Annotated in this window: 15 protein-coding genes; 8 read left to right on the top strand and 7 right to left on the bottom strand. The window is 53.5% G+C overall.

Going from position 1 to position 17,550, the window contains the following annotated elements:
- Positions 1–43 precede the first annotated feature (43 nt).
- From PCI15_RS01560 to PCI15_RS01550, 3 genes are all read left to right on the top strand, one after another.
- The gene (locus PCI15_RS01560) at positions 44–1,147 is read left to right on the top strand and encodes an SPM autocatalytic domain-containing protein (protein ID WP_271272620.1); all 1,104 of its coding nucleotides are present in this window, start codon (positions 44–46) and stop codon (positions 1,145–1,147) included.
- Between the two features lie 121 nt (positions 1,148–1,268).
- On the top strand, positions 1,269–1,472 hold the full coding sequence (locus tag PCI15_RS01555; RefSeq protein ID WP_271272619.1) for a dodecin: 204 nt from the start codon (positions 1,269–1,271) through the stop codon (positions 1,470–1,472).
- Between the two features lie 35 nt (positions 1,473–1,507).
- Positions 1,508–1,741 carry a Rho-binding antiterminator gene (locus PCI15_RS01550; protein ID WP_271272618.1) on the top strand — a complete coding sequence of 78 codons (234 nt, stop codon included), beginning with the start codon at positions 1,508–1,510 and terminating at the stop codon, positions 1,739–1,741.
- A gap of 96 nt (positions 1,742–1,837) precedes the next feature.
- Here PCI15_RS01550 and PCI15_RS01545 read toward each other — a convergent pair whose 3' ends face one another.
- Positions 1,838–3,136, bottom strand: a complete 1,299-nt coding sequence (locus PCI15_RS01545; RefSeq protein ID WP_271272617.1) for an NCS2 family permease — start codon at positions 3,134–3,136, stop codon at positions 1,838–1,840.
- Positions 3,137–3,552: 416 nt separating this feature from the next.
- Between PCI15_RS01545 and PCI15_RS01540 the strand changes: the two genes are divergently transcribed.
- Entirely contained in the window at positions 3,553–4,119 is a 567-nt protein-coding gene (locus tag PCI15_RS01540) for a phosphoribosyltransferase (protein WP_271272616.1), read from the top strand.
- Positions 4,120–4,200: 81 nt separating this feature from the next.
- Here PCI15_RS01540 and PCI15_RS01535 read toward each other — a convergent pair whose 3' ends face one another.
- A complete protein-coding gene (locus tag PCI15_RS01535; RefSeq protein WP_271272615.1) occupies positions 4,201–5,745 on the bottom strand; it encodes a trimethylamine methyltransferase family protein in 1,545 nt (514 codons plus the stop codon).
- Positions 5,746–5,830: 85 nt separating this feature from the next.
- Here PCI15_RS01535 and PCI15_RS01530 point away from each other — a divergent pair, with 85 nt between their 5' ends.
- The 3 genes from PCI15_RS01530 to PCI15_RS01520 all read left to right on the top strand — a co-directional run bounded on the left by PCI15_RS01530 (position 5,831) and on the right by PCI15_RS01520 (position 11,446).
- Positions 5,831–6,730: a LysR substrate-binding domain-containing protein gene (locus tag PCI15_RS01530; protein WP_271272614.1), complete on the top strand. Its 900-nt coding sequence runs from the start codon at positions 5,831–5,833 to the stop codon at positions 6,728–6,730.
- Between the two features lie 222 nt (positions 6,731–6,952).
- The gene (locus PCI15_RS01525; RefSeq protein ID WP_271272613.1) at positions 6,953–8,662 is read left to right on the top strand and encodes a methyl-accepting chemotaxis protein; all 1,710 of its coding nucleotides are present in this window, start codon (positions 6,953–6,955) and stop codon (positions 8,660–8,662) included.
- Positions 8,663–8,878: 216 nt separating this feature from the next.
- Positions 8,879–11,446, top strand: a complete 2,568-nt coding sequence (locus PCI15_RS01520; protein ID WP_271272612.1) for an ABC transporter transmembrane domain-containing protein — start codon at positions 8,879–8,881, stop codon at positions 11,444–11,446.
- A gap of 155 nt (positions 11,447–11,601) precedes the next feature.
- Here the strand turns inward: PCI15_RS01520 and PCI15_RS01515 are convergent, their stop codons facing one another.
- Both PCI15_RS01515 and PCI15_RS01510 read right to left on the bottom strand, forming a co-directional pair.
- Positions 11,602–13,602, bottom strand: a complete 2,001-nt coding sequence (locus PCI15_RS01515; protein ID WP_271272611.1) for a methyl-accepting chemotaxis protein — start codon at positions 13,600–13,602, stop codon at positions 11,602–11,604.
- A 431-nt stretch (positions 13,603–14,033) separates the two neighbouring features.
- Positions 14,034–14,936 carry a LysR family transcriptional regulator gene (locus PCI15_RS01510; protein WP_271272610.1) on the bottom strand — a complete coding sequence of 301 codons (903 nt, stop codon included), beginning with the start codon at positions 14,934–14,936 and terminating at the stop codon, positions 14,034–14,036.
- A 94-nt stretch (positions 14,937–15,030) separates the two neighbouring features.
- Here PCI15_RS01510 and PCI15_RS01505 point away from each other — a divergent pair, with 94 nt between their 5' ends.
- Positions 15,031–16,002 (top strand): TDT family transporter, encoded by a 972-nt coding sequence (locus PCI15_RS01505; RefSeq protein ID WP_271272609.1) that lies wholly within the window; start codon positions 15,031–15,033, stop codon positions 16,000–16,002.
- 1 nt (position 16,003) lies between these two features.
- Here PCI15_RS01505 and PCI15_RS01500 read toward each other — a convergent pair whose 3' ends face one another.
- The 3 genes from PCI15_RS01500 to PCI15_RS01490 are packed head-to-tail and all read right to left on the bottom strand — an operon-like array spanning position 16,004 to position 17,499.
- Positions 16,004–16,639, bottom strand: coding sequence for a LysE family translocator (locus tag PCI15_RS01500; protein ID WP_271272608.1), 636 nt, complete (start codon positions 16,637–16,639; stop codon positions 16,004–16,006).
- A gap of 31 nt (positions 16,640–16,670) precedes the next feature.
- Positions 16,671–17,096: an NUDIX hydrolase gene (locus PCI15_RS01495; protein WP_271272607.1), complete on the bottom strand. Its 426-nt coding sequence runs from the start codon at positions 17,094–17,096 to the stop codon at positions 16,671–16,673.
- 13 nt (positions 17,097–17,109) lie between these two features.
- Entirely contained in the window at positions 17,110–17,499 is a 390-nt protein-coding gene (locus PCI15_RS01490) for a hypothetical protein (RefSeq protein WP_271272606.1), read from the bottom strand.
- Positions 17,500–17,550: the final 51 nt, after the last annotated feature.

The raw sequence follows: 17,550 nt of genomic DNA, 5'->3' as shown, positions 1-17,550 counted from the left end.
GACCGGAACGGGTGCTATTTTCAGCACGACACGGAGTATGACAATGATCATCGACACCAGTTACATCAACCTGAGTGCAAGTCATGAAAAGACCGAATCCCGCAGCTTCAGCGCATCACTGAGCAGTGAGCTGCAGTTCGGCAAACTATTTCTCGATGCAAAAGACTTCCTGGAGTCCGTTAACCAGACCAGCCCGCCGGCAACCACAGATGACAACCCGGCAGATGATGCCGACCAGAATACGACCCCGTCGATTCTGATTATGACCGACGAAGGCTTTCGCTTTCGTGACCCGGCAGAGCAACAGCAGGTTACCGACCAGCAACAGTTAGCAAAGGACAGACTGTTTCAGGGCTTGCTGCAGGCTGTCAGTGGCCAGCGGGTGACCGCCACAACAGATAACAGCGACATCATGGCGCTGATCAGCCAGGTGAAGCAGGCGGATGCCAGCGAATTGCCTGACATGCCTGAGATGCAGCCCACTAAACTTGAGGTGACGGTCAAAATGAAAGAGACCGTTTCTGAATATGAATGCACGGAGTTTTCCAGCTGCGGTATCGTCAAAACCGCCGATGGCCGTGAATTCAACCTTTCCATGCAGCTGAAGATGGAACGCAGCTACACCGAAACACGGGAATTTGAAATGACTCAGGAAGTCACCTTTGCAGACCCGCTGATTATCAACTTCCAGGGGGAAGCCGCCGACCTGAGCGACGAGAAATACAGTTTCGATCTGGATACCGACGGTGATGCTGAAATGATCAGCTATCTGAACGGCAACAGCGCCATGCTGGCGCTGGATAAAAACAACGACGGCGTCATTAACGACGGCACCGAGCTGTTCGGCGCCCGCAGCGGTGACGGTTTTGCCGACCTTGCCCAGTACGATGAAGACGGCAACGGCTACATCGATGAAAACGACAGTATCTTCGACAGCCTCCAGCTGTGGACCAAAACCACCTCTGAAGACAAGCTCGAATCACTGGCAGACCGGGGTATCGGAGCTATTTATCTGGGATCAGCCGACACCCCGTTCGACATTAAAGGCAGTGATAACCAGACCAATGGCCGGGTACGGGCCACCGGCTTTTATCTGACGGAAGCGGGGGACTCCGGCTCGGTTCAGCAAGTTGACATGGTCGTCTGACCGGTCTGCGGCTCCCCTGCCATCCCCCCAGTCCGGCAGTGGGAGCCGCCTTGCCTATATGGCAGAATTCTGCGTACACTGAGATCAGGTTTTCGAGATTCCCTGACCTGAGGAGACACAGATGTCTGATCATGTATATAAGAAAGTAGAAGTTGTCGGCTCGTCCAAAACCAGCATTGAAGACGCCATTGAAAACGCGCTGGCCGAATGTAACAAAACCCTCAGTCACCTGGACTGGTTCGAAGTCACCGAAACCCGCGGGCACATCGTTGACGGTAAAGTTGGCCACTATCAGGTAACCCTCAAAGTAGGCTACCGGCTCTGAGCCCATTTCTCAGCCCGGATCAGCAAAGGAACGCTATGAAAGACTATCAGCCCATTCAGTGTGAACTGCACGACGGTTATGAACTGGCCTGCATGCGCCGGGCCGAGCATATCGTCAGTTGGCATGATGATGCCGGAGAACACATCGAAACACTCCGCTTTATGGACATTGAAGTCAGTAACAGCGAAGAGTATCTGATCGCCGACACGCCGGACGGCGAAAAGCGCCGCATCCGTCTCGACCTGATCAGCTCTTCCCTGCCCTATTAGACGGTCCGCTCAACCAGGCCCTGTTAAAAGGCCCTGTTAGAAAGCATCCAAAAAAATCCCCGCACGCAGCGGGGATTTTTAATAACACTCACCGGCTTACATAAACCCGTGATAAGCCACCAGCGCAACCGCCAGGCCCCACATCAGCGGATGGATCTCACTCTGCTTGCCCGTCAGCATACGGATCAGCACAAAAGCAATCACACCCAGGGTAATCCCGTGGGCAATTGAATAGGTGAATGGCATCGCAATGATGGTCAGGAAGGCTGGTACGCCATCTTCCAGTTTGGTCCAGTCCATTTCACGGGCTGCAGACATCATCATCGCACCGACAACGATCAGCGCAGGCGCAGTTGCCAGCGCCGGTACCGCGGTAAACAGCGGCGTGAAGAACAGCGATAACAGGAACAGAATGGATACAACCACGGCCGTCAGACCGGTACGGCCACCCTCTTCAATGCCGGTAGCCGATTCAATGTAAGTGGTGACCGTGCTGGTACCCACTAATGCACCGGCAGTCGTACCGGTGGCATCCGCCATGAAGGCACGGTCCGCTCCGGGCAGTTCACCTTTAAGGTTCAGGAAACCGCCTAACCGGCCAACCCCCATCAGGGTACCGGCGGTATCGAAGATATCCACAAACAGAAAGGCGATAACCACGGTAATCAGCGTGGCGTTAAAGATCTGGGAGAAATCCAGCGCCATGAAGGTTTCTTTCGGCAGAGACGGCATGGCAACAATACTCTCAGGCGCCGGTGCCAGACCGGTAAACCAGGCAATCAGCGTCACGGTGACGATACCGATCAGAATTGCACCTTTGACTTCGCGAATCATCAGCGCAGAAATCAGCACGATACCGGCCAGTGCCAACAGCACACCCGGATCATGCAGGTTGCCCAGAGTCACCAGTGTTGCCGGGTGATCCACCGTCAGTTGCGCCCCCTGAAAACCGATAATCGCCAGAAACAGGCCGATACCCGTCATGGTGGCAATCTTAATACACTGGGGAATCGCATTGATCAGTTTGGTACGCACACCGGTCATCGCCAGCGCCATAAAGATCAGACCTTCCAGGAATACCGCCACCAGTGCGATCTGCCAGTCAACGCCCATGCCCTGTACCACCCCGAAGGTGAAATAAGCATTCAGGCCCATACCCGGTGCCAGTGCGAACGGGAAGTTCGCAAAAACCCCCATGATCATGGTGGCGATCGCCGCCGCCAGTGCTGTGGCAATCGCCACGTCGTTGGCAGGCATGCCCGCCAGACTGAGGATCTGCGGGTTCACAAACAGAATATAAGACATGGTCAGGAAGGTGGTAACACCTGCCCGGATCTCGGTTTTAATATCGCTGCCACGTTCAGCGATTTTGAAATAACTCATCAGAGCTTGCATGCTCAGTCATCCTTCTCAGAAATGGAAAATTTTATCGTCGCGGTGAATGGTGTCGCTTAAGGCTGATTATTGTTATTGCCGTCAGTTTGCAGCCGGTTTTATGGTTATTATTACCTGCCCCAAAAGCACTGCCCGAAAAAAGCGGCTAAGGCTATAGGGAGTGCTGTAGAGATACAAGACTGTTGGTCATACCAGATGGTAAAAAATCAGAAAAACTGTCCACATCAAGCTTACAGTGCAAAGGTTATTCACTATAATGTCGTATTCGTTCACCCCTGATACTCTTTCTTTACTGGCACCAGTAACGGCAACTGTCTGACAACAGTCCGCCGGGCAGAGTTGACGCCGGCAGAACCCCATTTTAAAAATTCAGCAGTACCGGGACGATCCCCGGTCAGCAGAAGATAGGCCCGATTATGGTTAACAAAGTATATTTAAGCGCTCAGGAGCTGCTGGAAGATTCATTCCGGCTGGCAATTGAGGTGTACAACAGTGGTTTTCGTCCTGACTTCATCGTCGGTGTCTGGCGCGGGGGTACTCCGGTGGGCATCGCGGTACAGGAACTGCTGGAAACCATGGATGTAAAAACCGACCATATTTCGATCCGTACCTCGTCTTACACCGGGATCGATTCCCGTGCCAAAGAAGTCCGCGTACACGGTCTGGATTATCTGATCCGTAACGTCAACGCGCCGGATTCTCTGCTGATTGTCGATGATGTATTCGATACTGGCCTGAGTGTTGAGGCCGTGATCAAGACGCTGAAAGAAAAAGCCCGTCTGAACACGCCACACGACATCCGCATTGCTACCCCATGGTACAAGCCGGCGAATAACAAGACCGAGGGTCTGGTGCCGGATTACTTCATTCACGAATCTTCCGAATGGCTGGTATTCCCGCACGAACTTCAGGGTCTGACCCGCGAAGAGGCGATTACCAACAAGCCTGGTCTGAAAGAGATCTACGAAGAGTACGGCATGTAATACCCGCTGTACCGCATAAAAAAGGCTGACCCGTTACCGGATCAGCCTTTTTTGTATCTGCTAGCTGTGCCCATAACCTGCTCAGTACCAGCGGTCCGGCATCGACTCCTTTTTAGTCGCGATATATGCCTGCAAAGCCTCATCCACCGCCGGGTCAATCGCCGGTGCCTGATACTCGCTCAGTTGCTTCTTAAACAACTCATGGGCACGTTGCTCAGCGGTTTTACTGCCTTCTATTTCCCACTGCTCAAAGGAATTGGCATCCGCCGTGTTCGACTCATAAAACACATCCGTGTAGTTGGCCATGGTATGAGCCGTTCCCAGGAAGTGCTCATTATGTCCCGTACGCTGGCGGTATGAATCCAGTGCAAAGGCATTTTCATCCAGCGCCATGCCGCCCATCATCTTCGTCATCATGCCCAGTCGGTTGGCATCCAGCATGAACTTCTCAAAGCCCATGGTCAGGCCGCCTTCCAGCCAGCCCGCCGAATGCAGCACAAAGTTAGCACCTGACAGCAGCGCTGGCATCAGCGCATCAGCACTTTCCTGCCCGGCCTGAAAGTCAGACACCTTCGATGACGTAAACGAACCGCCGCAGCGCAGGGGTAAACCGGCCCGGCGGGCCAGCTGGCCAATGGCAAAATACGCCAGACTGGCTTCCGGCTGGCCAAAGGTCGGGGAGCCGTTACGTAACGACATAGTGGTCAGGAAATTTCCGTAGATGACCGGCGCACCCGGACGAACAATCTGGGTCAGAGCAACCCCGACCAGTGATTCAGCGTGCGCCTGGGCGACAGCCCCTGCCGGTGTAACCGGCCCCATAGCGCCCCCGAGCACGAAGGGACAAATCACCATGCCCTGTCCGGCAGCGGCATAGGTGCGGATCACCCGGGTAACATCGCCGTCAAACACCAGGGGCGAAGTCGCGTTGATATTGCCCATCACCACACAGTTGTTATCCACAAACTCTTCACCGAACAGTATCTTCGACATGTCTATCGAATCTGCCGCCCGCTCCGGAGACGTAATTGAGCCAAGATAGGCTTTATCCGAATAACGCATGTGGCTGTAGAGCATATCCAGATGACGCTTATTCACCGGCACATCTACCGGCTCACAAATCGTCCCGCCACTGTGATTCAGATACGGGTTCATATAGGCAAGTTTCACCAGATTCTGAAAATCCTCCAGCGATCCGTAGCGGCGGCCTTTTTCCAGGTCATACACAAATGGTGACCCGTAAGCCGGTACCAGCACCGTATTATTACCGCCGATCTGTACCGTGCGGGCCGGATTTCTTGCATGCTGGGTAAACTCAGCGGGGGCCGTGCTGATCAGCTTACGGATCAGCCCCGGGGGAAAGTGCACAATATCGCCTTTCGCTTCCGCACCGGCGTCAACAAATAAGCGCACGGTTTCCGGGTCATCACGAAACTGAATGCCAAACTCATGCAAAATTATTTCCGCATGCTGCTCAATCGCTTCCAGACCTTCATCGCTGAGCAAATTGTAATGGGGAATCTTACGCTGGATATAAGCAGCGGCTGGCTGAAGAACGTTTTCCTGACGGGCCTGGCGGCGCCGGCGACTGTTACGGGATGGGCGTACATTATTATTTGAATTCATGGCACTGACCGCTAATTCCTGATTTGTGAAACCAATTTATCAGCGCTAGACTGGGCGAGCCACTACCCTTGTGATAATGCCCGATATGAAAAAAATTAATATGCACCTGCTCACCAGCAGATCCATTCTGGCCTTCCATCTGGCGGCTCAGGAAAACAGTTTTACCAAGGCCGCAGATACCCTGAATGTCAGCCAGCCTGCGATTAGCCATGGCGTCAGGCAACTGGAAGAACGCCTGGGCGTCGAATTATTCGAACGCAATCCGCAGGGGGTCGTGCTGACTGAAATAGGTGAAAAACTGGCCCGTCGGATTCAGCGCGGGCTGGCTGAAATCCAGCAGGGTCTTGAAGAAACACTCAGCCATACCCAGCCGGAAAAAATTACCCTGCTGGTATCGACCTCTGTCGCCAGCCACTGGCTGATGCCCCGGATTGCCCGCTTTAAACACCTGTATCCGGAAGTGCAGCTGCACTGTATTACCCAGGACACTGATCAGGGGCTGCAGGAAAGCCGTTTCGACCTGTGTATTCCGCTGGGGCTCGCCCCGGAAAGCGGCTTTCAGCGCTGGCAGTTTGCGGAAGAAGTACTGACCCCGGTTTGCAGTCCGGAATTCGCCTACCGGCATCAGTTACAGCATCTCTCCGCCATTAATGACATTCCCCTGATTCATCTCGAGGAACGCTATAACTCCCGGTATAACTGGCAGCATTTTTTTGATGACTGCAGCCTCTCCCCACACAGCGCCCGGGGAGATGAAACCTATAACGATTATTCCATTGTTCTGCAGGCGGCCATGGAAGGTCAGGGGCTGGCGCTGGGCTGGCAGCACATCGTCGGGCCGCTGATCCAGCAGGGCAAGCTGGTCGCCCCGTTCGAACAGCAGATTGCCACCAATCAGCCGTTTCATATCATTGCGCCGGAACATAAACCGCTTAACCCTAATGCCAAGGCCCTGCTCGACTGGCTCCTGAACGAAATGCAATAACCCTTCGCACGGTGTTGGCGGCCTGCCAACACCCTATTCAGGCTCCCCTAACCGTCTGATTTCAAAGATTGAATCACAACATTCCACAAATTGAGTATCGTTTAATTTAATACGCTCTGTTTTTTTTTGACGGCTGCAAAATCCCTACTACGCTGTAGCGTAAGACTAATACGGCCCGTATTTATCGGACCACACTGTATCTGACCGTAAAGGACTATAGTCATGCTGCAAAGCCTGTTGAAAAATATCTCGATCAAACACCAGCTCATCACCCTGTCATCCCTGGCGATTATTGCCCTGCTGACCGTTATCAGCAGCACCACCTATCAGCTTCTGAACATAAAAGATGAGCTGGTTGCGGTCGCTGAAGAAGATATACCCATGACCGCCATGGTCACTGAAATGGCCCTCAAACAACTGGAACAGTCCGTCGAGTTTGAACGCAGCCTGCACTACGGCACCCTGATGGCTTTACAGGGGGATAGCCATGCCCGGGCCAGTTTTGATAAAGCCCGCCAGCACTTCAACAGCCTCAGCCAGACAGTTGAAGATACCCTGAAGCAGGCACAAAGCTTCGTCCTGGTGACAGAAGAACACGCCACCAACCCCGGGGACCTTCTCAAGCTTAAGCAGTTTGAAGCCGAGTTTGCCCAGATCGCGCAGATGCACAGCGCCTACGAAGAGCATGCCCGTGAAGTATTCACCGTACTGGCCGGCAACGATCTGCCAAAAGCTGATCAGCTAAGCCGCAAAGTGGAACAGGAAGAAGACATTCTGAATCAGAAAGTTGAAACGGTCTTACTGGCGCTGGGAGCTTTCACAGAAGCAGCCGGCAAGCGGGCCGAGGCCCATGAAGCACAGGCTATCACGCTGGTGCTGGTTGTTGGCCTTACTGCCACCCTGCTGATTCTGCTGATCAGCTATCTGATCGGTCGCCAGATCATCCGCAGTATCAACCATGTACGCCATACCATTGATGATATCGCCACCAATCTGGATCTGACCCGCCGCATTAACCTTTCCGGCAATACAGAACTGGGGCACCTGTCCCGTGATCTGGATAACCTGTTCGGCATTATGCGCAACAGTATTGAAGAAGTTTGTATGGCGTCCGGTCAGCTGGCGTCGGCTTCTGAGGAACTGTCGGCCATTTCGACCCAGAGCAATGCCGCGGTCAGTGAGCAATATAATGAAACCGATCAGATCGCCACGGCCATCAATCAGTTAGCCTGTGCCGCCAGTGATGTGGCGAATGTTACCGAAAATGCCAGCCAGGTTGCAGAGAGCGCATCTCATGCGGTAAACGAGGGAATCCGGGTCGTCAGCAATAACCTCAGCGGTATGCAGGCACTCGAACAGCAGGTTAACCAGACCGCCAGCATCATCTCCGGCGTCAACCAGAGTTCACAGGGCATTTCTGCGGCGCTGGATATCATCCAGTCGGTAGCAGCACAGACTAACCTGCTGGCACTGAATGCGGCCATCGAAGCTGCACGGGCCGGAGAAGCCGGCCGGGGATTTGCGGTGGTTGCCGATGAAGTGCGCGAACTGGCCTCCCGGACCCAGAGCCTGACTGACCAGATCCGCACCCTGATCGAAAACCTGCAGCAGGGCTCTGAAGCTGCCATGCAGGCAATGGAAGCCGGCCAGCAGCAAAGCAACGAAGTACTGACCCAAAGCGATGCCGCCAGCCAGGCGCTGAACAGCATCGCCGGTGCCGTCCGGGAGATCAGCAACTTCAATATCCAGATCTCCAGTGCCGCAGAAGAACAGAGCGCGGTCACGGAAGAAATCAGCCGCAATATCACCAATATCCGCAGAGTTGCCGAAGAAACCTCCAGCTCTACCCAGGAAACCAGTCACGCCAGTGAGGAACTCGCGGTACTGGCCAGTCAGCTACAAACCAACAGCCAGCGCTTTTGTATCAACTGATACCTGTGCTGGCATCCCTTGCGCTTCAGCCACGTCTGTTAAAGGCACAAATTAGAATTTTTCGTGTCACAACTTAAAAGACAGGTCCATTTCGCCGGCACTCACTGCTAGGCTATATGGACCAATCTTCAGAAACTGACTGTTATTTTTCCAGCCTGCCATTGAAGGCTGACTGTTAAGCCCCCATCTATGGGCCGAAGCCACCGGGAAATCATTATGGATCGTCGTATAACTCAGTTTATTTATCGCTACAGTTTGCGCGATCAGGTGCGCGTGCTGCTGCTGACCCTGTTATTTTTCCCGATCCTTTATCTGTCCCTCGAACTGCCCAAGACCATTATCAACGGTGCCATCGACGGTGCCGAAACCAGCACCTTTCTGGGCATGGAATGGCAGCCTGTCGAATTCCTCCTGTTACTCAGCGGTATGTTGTTGCTGACGGTGCTGGTGAGCGGTGCATTTAAAATGCGCATCAACACCTACAAGGGCGTGATCGGTGAACGTATGGTGCGCCGGCTGCGTTATCTTTTGCTGGAACGTGTACTGCGTTTCCCTCCCGGCCAGTTCCAGCGGGTATCTCAGGGTGAAATAATCGCCACCGTCACCTCTGAAACCGAGCCACTGGCAGGCTTTATCGGCGACAGCCTGGCCCAGCCCCTGTTCCAGGGCGGCACCATGATCACCATCCTGACGTTTATGTTTGTTCAGGATCCGATTCTTGGCATTGTGGCTATTTCCATGATCCCGCTGCAGGCCTACATCATTCCCCGCATGCAGAAGAAACTGAACGTCCTGAAAAAAGAACGGGTGCGGCAGGTGCGGGTACTGGCCAGCCAGATCGGTGAAAGCGTCGACGGTAACCGGGAAGTCAGAATTTACGGTACCCACAACTATCATCTGGCACATTTCTCCCGGATTCTGGGTAAGCTGTTCACCATCCGGCTGGATATTTTTAAGCAAAAATTCCTGATGAAGTTCATCAATAACTTCCTCAACCAGCTGCCGCCGATTATGTTTTATGCAGTGGGCGGCGTGCTGGTCATTCAGGGTCACCTGAGCATGGGCGCACTGGTGGCCGCCCTGACAGCCTACAAAGATCTGGTAGCCCCCTGGAAAGAACTGCTGGCGTACTACCAGCAATATCAGGATGCCAAAATCCGTTACGAACAGATTCTGGAAAACTTTGATCCGCCGGATATTATTCAGCCCATACAGGCCATTGAAGATGAACCACACGGCCTTAACGGTGCCGTCAGCCTGAATAACCTGTATCTGAAGAATGACCGGGGGGAATATATTGCACAGAACATCAGCCTGGATGTTAAACCGGGGGAGCTGGTTAATATTCACTCCAACAGCCCGTTTTTGCTGCGTAAAATGGCCCAGAACCTGATGCGGACCGACCACCCGGCAGCAGGCTATATCAACTACGGTGACGAAGAGATTAACCAGATATCCACCGAACGCCTGACCCGCAATGTCAGCTACGCCGGGCCGGAGCCTATCCTGTTTGACGGTACTATTCTGCAAAACATTAACTATGGCCTGCGCCGTAAACCGCCTGAGGAAGACAGCGCAGACCTGACGCCGGCACGCTTAACAGAAATCGAAGAAGCAGAAGCCTCCGGTAACAACCCGGCCAGCGCTCACGATATCTGGACCGACTTCGATATGGCCGGGGTGGAAAACTGGCGGGAAATGCGCAACTGGCTGCAGGAAATGATGGTCGCCATCGGTTCCCGGCGGATGGTTTTTGAGCTGGGCCTGAAAGACTATTTCGATCCGACGGATATGCCTACGGTGATCGAAGAGAAGTTTATTGAGACCCGTAACGATCTGACCCACCAGTGGCACAGCCAGCAGCTGGACCACTATGTGAAGCGCTTTGATATCAACAGCTACCATCCGCACCTGTCCGTGCTGGAAAATATCGGTTTCGGCCTGATTAAAGCAGAAGATGAAGTGCCGCTGATCCGTACCCTGACCGGTAACGAGGAATTTATCCGCGTTCTGCAGCAGCAAGATCTGTATAAACCCCTGCGGGATGCCGGTGAACAGGTCTCCAAGCACATTATTGAAGAGCTCTGTGAAGTCGGCCCTGAGGGCCAGCTAAAGCCCCACCTGAGCCAGTATGACAGTGAATGCATCCGTGACCAGCTGACCCAGTGTATCGGCCGACCGGATTATCTGCCGGCCTGTGAGTTCCTGCTGGAAATGGCTCTGAAGGTACGTACGGTAGACGCCGGCGAAGAGCACATCCACGCCGACCTGCAGAAGCAGGTGGTCGCCCTGCGGCACTGGCTGATCGAACAGGACAAACAAAGCCTGCTCACCGAGCTTGAACCGCTGAATGAAAACCGGATTAACGCCAGACTCAGCGTGATGGAAAACCTCATCTGGGGCATTGAGGTGTCGCCGAATAATAACGGTAACCATGAAGAACTGGTGGAAATTGTCGAACAGGCACTGATCGCCAATGATGCGGAATCACTGGTGCTGATCACCATCGGCCTTTCTCCGGTAGGTATCCGGGGTGAACGCCTGCCGCTGGCAGCCAAACTGAATATCCAGTTGCTGCGCTGCCTGGTGAAACGGCCAAAAATCCTGATCCTGCATGATGCTCTGGAACACAAAACGCCGGATGAACAACTGGAAATGTTAGAAGGCATTCGCCATCTGATGCCGGAACTCACCATCATTCTGCTGCGTAGCGGTACCGTATACACTCCACTGCACAGCCGCAACTTCCGCGTCGACAACGAGGGCCTGATTGCTCTCAACTAGCGGCAGCCAATAAAAGTGTCGGTAGCCAATAAAAGTACAAGAGTGCCGGTAACACTGGTCCGGTAACGGCCAGACACCATACCACTGACTTTTAGCGTCGCTTACCGGGCACAAAAAAACCGCGCCATGGCGCGGTTTTTTTACATGCCGGATTATCAGATCTTAAAGCGGCTCACCTCACCACTCAGCTGATCAGACAAACTGTGCATGGATTCCGTGGTCTCCCGCAGGTCGCTGACTGACGCATTGGTGTTGTTGTACTGCTCCTGAATCATGCCGATGTTACGGTTAATTTCGTTAACCGTGGCACTCTGCTCCTCAGTGGCAGCTGCGTTTTGAAGGTTCATATCATTCACCAGCGTGACCTGTTTAATGATATTTTCCAGCTGCTCCTGAATCGATGTCACCGTTTCCATTGTCGCCGTGGTGCGCTGATGGCTTTGCTCCATGGTCTTAACCGCTTCAGTACTGCCGGTTTGCAACTGTTCGATCATGGTTTCGATCTGCTCAGTGGACTGCTGCGTCTTCTGCGCCAGATTGCGTACTTCATCAGCCACGACTGCAAAACCGCGGCCCTGTTCACCGGCCCGGGCAGCCTCAATCGCAGCATTCAGCGCCAGCAGATTCGTTTGCTGGGCAATGCTCTTGATGACATCCAGAATGCCGCCGATCTCACTGCTGTCATCCGCCACCTGATTGATCACGGTTACCGCACGGTTAATATGTGCATTCAGATCACCCATGGCCTGATTGGCATCATTCACCCGGGTGCTGCCTTCATTGGCCGCCTCCACCGCATGTTTGGACTGTTCCGCCGCCTGATTACAGTTCTCAGAGACTTCCATCACTGACGAAGACATTTCCTGCACCGACACCGCAATGCTGTCAGTTTCACGCATCCCTTCACTCACCCGGTCATCCACCTGGGTAGAAATCGACTGCATGCCGCCTACCGCACTGGTAATCTGCTCGGTTGCGCCACTGACACTGCGGGTCAACTGACCCAGATGCGAGGTCATCTGATTAAACTCATTGGCCAGACCGCCCAGCTCATCAGTGCTGATCGCCTCACATACATGTGTCAGATCGGAATGTTTACTGATGCGGTTTACCGCAAAAGAAATCAGATTAATCTGTTTAATGATCAGCCGCACCAGATAGACGCTCAGCAGAATGGTCAGCAGTAACGCCACTGCCGCAATCGCAACCAGCGTAATCAGCCAGGCAACCTGTGCATCGATTTTGCGTTCGATTTCAGAATGCAGGTTTGCTTCGATCTGCTTTTCAAAATCATACAGCAGATTAATCCGGTCAGTGGATGCATCCACCCAGACCTTAGGATCTACCCCAAAGCTGCGGCTCTGATAGGTTGCCAGTTCACGCAGTTCAGCAACTTTTTCAATACTGGGACCCGCCATGGTGTCATTCAGCAACGTGATGTCAGATTCAGGGGCAAATTCTTTGAAGGTCGACAGGTAGAATTCCTGCGCTACCAGGTTCTGATTGAAGCTCTTGCGAATAGAAGACGGCTTAAACTTATCTTTACCGAAGGTAATCGCCAGCATCGCCCGCTCCTGACCACCGGCTTCTTTGTACTGCAGCAGGTAATAATACGCGGAGGCTAAACGGCTGATCTGAGTATCATTGGCTGAGTTGGAAAGGGCTGCGGTAACCCCCAGCAAAGAACGGTTCAGACCATCATAGAAAGCGAAGGGCTCTTTAAGCTTCATCTTCACCTGAGCCACCTGATCCACCCGGGTGCGGAACTCTCCCAGCGTTGCCAACTGCTCATTGACAAGATCAGTTTTGGATTTCAGGCCATTGCTGATAATGGACGCTTCATCCGCTTTTAGGATGGCCTGAAACTCGGCAATTTTGTTATCAACTGACTGTCGCTGAGTCTGAATAGGTGCTGTGTCTGTTTTACCTTTTGTATCTACATAGACCGTGGTCAGGCCACGTTCTTTCTGTAACTCGTGTACCAGTTGCGCGCCTACAAAAGCAACATCTGCAACTTCCTCAGCCTGCTCTAAAACCTTGTAGATCTCATAGTTGCCGTACAGATCACGTGCAATGTAACTGATGCTCAGCAGCAGTGGTATCAGCACCAGCAGTGTCATCTTTACACGTATCGGCAGATTACGGATAAAAAACATTCTTCTCTCCTGTCAGACTCACGACGGGGTTAAATACCTGACTTTTTCCCTCTGAAAAATCAGTACCTTGAGCGTGCTTTAACCTACCTGAACCTGTACCGGAGCGATCTGATTTCCAGCCGGATGACTTTCCGGACGGGGGCACCTCAGAATCTGCCTGTAACGGGATCTGCCAGTTTATTTCCTGTTGTATTGCACTGCGTCTTTCCTTTACCTCAAGGGCGTAGCAGAGAACAATTTCGATTGAAATACTCACTACACGCTGCAAATCAGCCTAAAGTCGCAGCAGAATCAATACAAGCAATTCACCGGGCTTTACTACTTACTTTGTGTATGCGTCGTAATCAGACAACTTATCGCCTGATACGACATAAACGGAACACTTTCCGGCCCTTACAGCAACCAGTCATCCAGCTGTATCATGGCCCGGCTCAGGCCCTTTGCAGGCCCTGCCACTGCAGCGCATACTCCATAAACGTGCCCATCAGCGGGGTCTGATATTTGTCTGCCGCACATACCAGCTGCAATTGCCGGGTCCAGCTCTGCTGCAAATCGAGACGTACAATCCGCCCGCAGCAAAGGGCATCCGCCGCCGCAAGATCAGAAATAAACCCCAGCCCTATGCCACTGGCAACCGCACTGATCACCGCTGTATTGGTGTTAAATTCCAGCCCCAGTTGCCAGTTATCCAGTAACGGAGCCAACCGGCGGTCAAACTGTTCGCGAGTACCGGAAAATGCTTCCCGCACCACCCAGTTTTCACCTTCCAGCGCACTGAGCGGCAAATCAGCCTGTTGTGCCAGTGGGTGCCCCGGCGCGGCCACCACCAGCATCTGATCCTGCAACCAGGGACGGGCCGTCAGCCGTGGGGAATTGATCTGCCCTTCTACCAACGCCAGATCCAGCTCATAACTTTCCAGTAACTGACTAAGATGCGCAGTGTTTTCCACAATCAGATGCGGGCGCTGGCATTCATAGCGCTGCATAAAGTTACCCACCAGCATTGGCAGTAAGTGTTCACCGACAGTATAACTGGCGCCAATGTGCAGAGTACCGGCAAGATTTCCCTGACCAAACAGACTTTCTATGGTCATGGTTCTCTGCAGCAACTCATCCGCCAGCGGCCGCAGTTGCTGGCCGTAAGCATTCATCACCAACCGGTTTTTAACCCGGTCGAACAGCGGATGTCCCAGTTGCTTTTCCAGTTCATGCAGGGCAACGGACAGCGCGCCCTTGGTCAGCGACAGCTCCTCCGCCGCCGCCGTCAGCGTTCCCAGCCGGGCAACGCTGGTAAAGGCCCTTAACTGCTTAAACGTCAGCGCATTAATGTTCAAAATATTAAAACCTAAGGTAGAAAATGTTTAGATATTATTAATACTAGCCAGCGGGCTATGATGGTTGCAACTTAAATTTAACCGGACATTTTTCATGGTTACTGCAACCCGTCAGCGCTTAGCCAGTTTCCCCACACCTGCCGCCGGCCTTGCCCTGGGCATTGCCAGCCTGGGATGGTGCTGGGAGACTTCCATGATGCCCGCCGGAGGGTTGGTGCAGGCCGGTGCTGCTTATATTGCCATGCTGATCGCCCTGACCCTGCTGGTAAAATTCCTGCTCAATCCGGCTGTGCTCTGGAATGAACTGGCCCATCCGGTGGTCGGTTCGGTTATTCCGACACTGGCGATGACCTGGATGGTGATCAGTAAAACGCTGGGCATGCTGGATGAAACCCTGGGAATATTTGTCTGGTACTCGGCCATTGCCATGCACCTTGGCTTTTTACTGATCTTCATCGTCAACCGGGCCAGACGGTTCCATATATCTCACATGTTACCCAGTTGGTTTGTACCGCCGGTAGGTCTGGTTGTCGGCGCCCTGACCTGCCCCGGTGAAAACTGCATGTTTACCGCAGAATTGCTGCTGCAGTTCGGTATCATCACCTATCTGATTATGGTGCCACTGATGCTGTTCCGGCTGATTTTCAGTGAAGCGGTGATGGACACAGCCAAACCGACAATCGCGATTCTCGCCGCACCGCCCAATCTGTGTCTGGCCGGTTACCTGGCCCTGACACCCGAACCGTCAATGCTGTTTGTACTCTTCATGCTGGGCATCGCCCTGCTGATGACCGCCGTGGTCTATATCGCCTTCTTTGTCCTGTTACGGTTACCGTTCAGCCCGGCGTATGCAGCCTTCACCTTCCCTGTAGTGATAGGCGCAACCGCGCTGTTCAAAACAGCGGGCTTTCTGGCCGAACGGAATATTGATGCGACCCTGACCCGGCAGGTAGAAATGATTGCTCAGGGTGAACTGTGGATAGCCACCGCAGTGGTCAGCTATGTTGCACTGCGCTACGTCATGCACTATCTGCCAAAACCTGCCAAACCTCAGGCCGCGGTTTAATTCAGCTCCCGCTGTGCGTCAGTAACCTGACGCCCAGCGCCCCCATCATCGCGGCGGCGATACGGTCAAAATACCGCTTGCCCCGCAGATAACCTTTCTGTGACAGCGGTGCTGACAGCACCCGTGCCATCAGACAATACCAACCGATTTCCAGTGTACCCACCAGCACTAACAGTGCGGCAGAAAACCACCCAGGCTGCTGAGCGGGCAAAAGTGCGGCAAAAATACTGCTGAATACCAGTGCTGTTTTCGGGTTGCTCAGCTGTGTCAGCAGGCCGGTTGCAAATGCTTTAAGGCACGGGCGACCCCGATGCTGATCTGCGGCGTCAGTCTGTACCGGCAATGGCCGGGATGCGCCCCGCCAGATAGTCCAGCCCAGATACAGCAGATACACGCCCCCCAGCAGTTTCAGCAACAAATACAGCTGTGGCACGCTCTGTAAAACCACCTGCAACCCCAGCAACGCCAGCACGGCAAAGACCAGTCCACCCACGCCAACCCCCATAGCCGTCGCCAGCGCCGCCTGACGGCTACTGCTAACCGCAGCACGGGCAACCACAATGAAACTTGGCCCCGGGCTCATCGCCCCTAACAGCAATGCGCCCGCAATCAGTATCAGCGCAATCATCAGCTCCATTGTGTTCTCCTTGCTCCATTATTCATTGTTGTTAACGGACGGTTGCCATCAGTTGCCGGCAGGCCTGCAGAGCCATCCGGTCTTCCTGCACATCCAGCCGGTCAGTATCATTCAGGCTCACCCAGTGCAGAGACTCCGCCTCGTAACACTGAATATCTCCCTGCCAGCTATCCACCAGATAATAATGGTTACGCTGTAATTCTTCGGTCTGATAATACAGGGTACAGAAGTACTGCCAGCCTAAGGGCTGTATTCCCAGCTCTTCCTGCATTTCCCGTAACAACGCCTGCTCATTGCTTTCCCCGGGATCAACATGACCGCCGGGGATCGTGTGCAGCCCCGGCCCGGATGTTTTCTGCATGGAGCGTTTCTCCAGTAACATCTGACCATCACGCACCAGTAAAAACGCTACACAGTCGCAGGCCGCCGATAAATCCGGCAATAAAGCAGTGTTCACAATAATATCCTCATCAACCTTTCCTCTGTAACAGGGCGGCCATCAGCAAATCTGCCAGTGCACCCTCCGGCGGTATTTCACTGGCGGCTATCACCACAGTGTCATCACCACTGAGCAACCCCGCCGGATCATCCAGTTCCCCGGCATAATAGAATCCCAGCCGGACCGCGTGATCAATACTGATATAGACAAAATTATCCGCCACCGCAGCAGCGCCGCTGATCACACCATAGGTTACGCGTTTCTGCGCCCGCCAGACCACTTCACTGAGGGGTACAGGTAATGCCTGCACCTGTTGGCGCAGCGCTGTGCATACTGCCTGCTGTGCCGGGCTCAGATCGTCCAGCAGCTCAGCAAAGCTGCTCCGGCGAACAAAACACTGCCTTACCTGTTTCTCTGTCATCCTGAAAACCCCGGCCGCCCAAAATGCAAAAAGCCGGATCAGAGTCCGGCT

It is taken from the genome of Aliamphritea hakodatensis, from assembly GCF_024347195.1.
GTDB lineage: Bacteria > Pseudomonadota > Gammaproteobacteria > Pseudomonadales > Balneatricaceae > Amphritea > Amphritea hakodatensis.
Note: the sequence above shows the minus strand (reverse complement) of the source record. Positions and strands in the feature narration are given on the sequence as shown.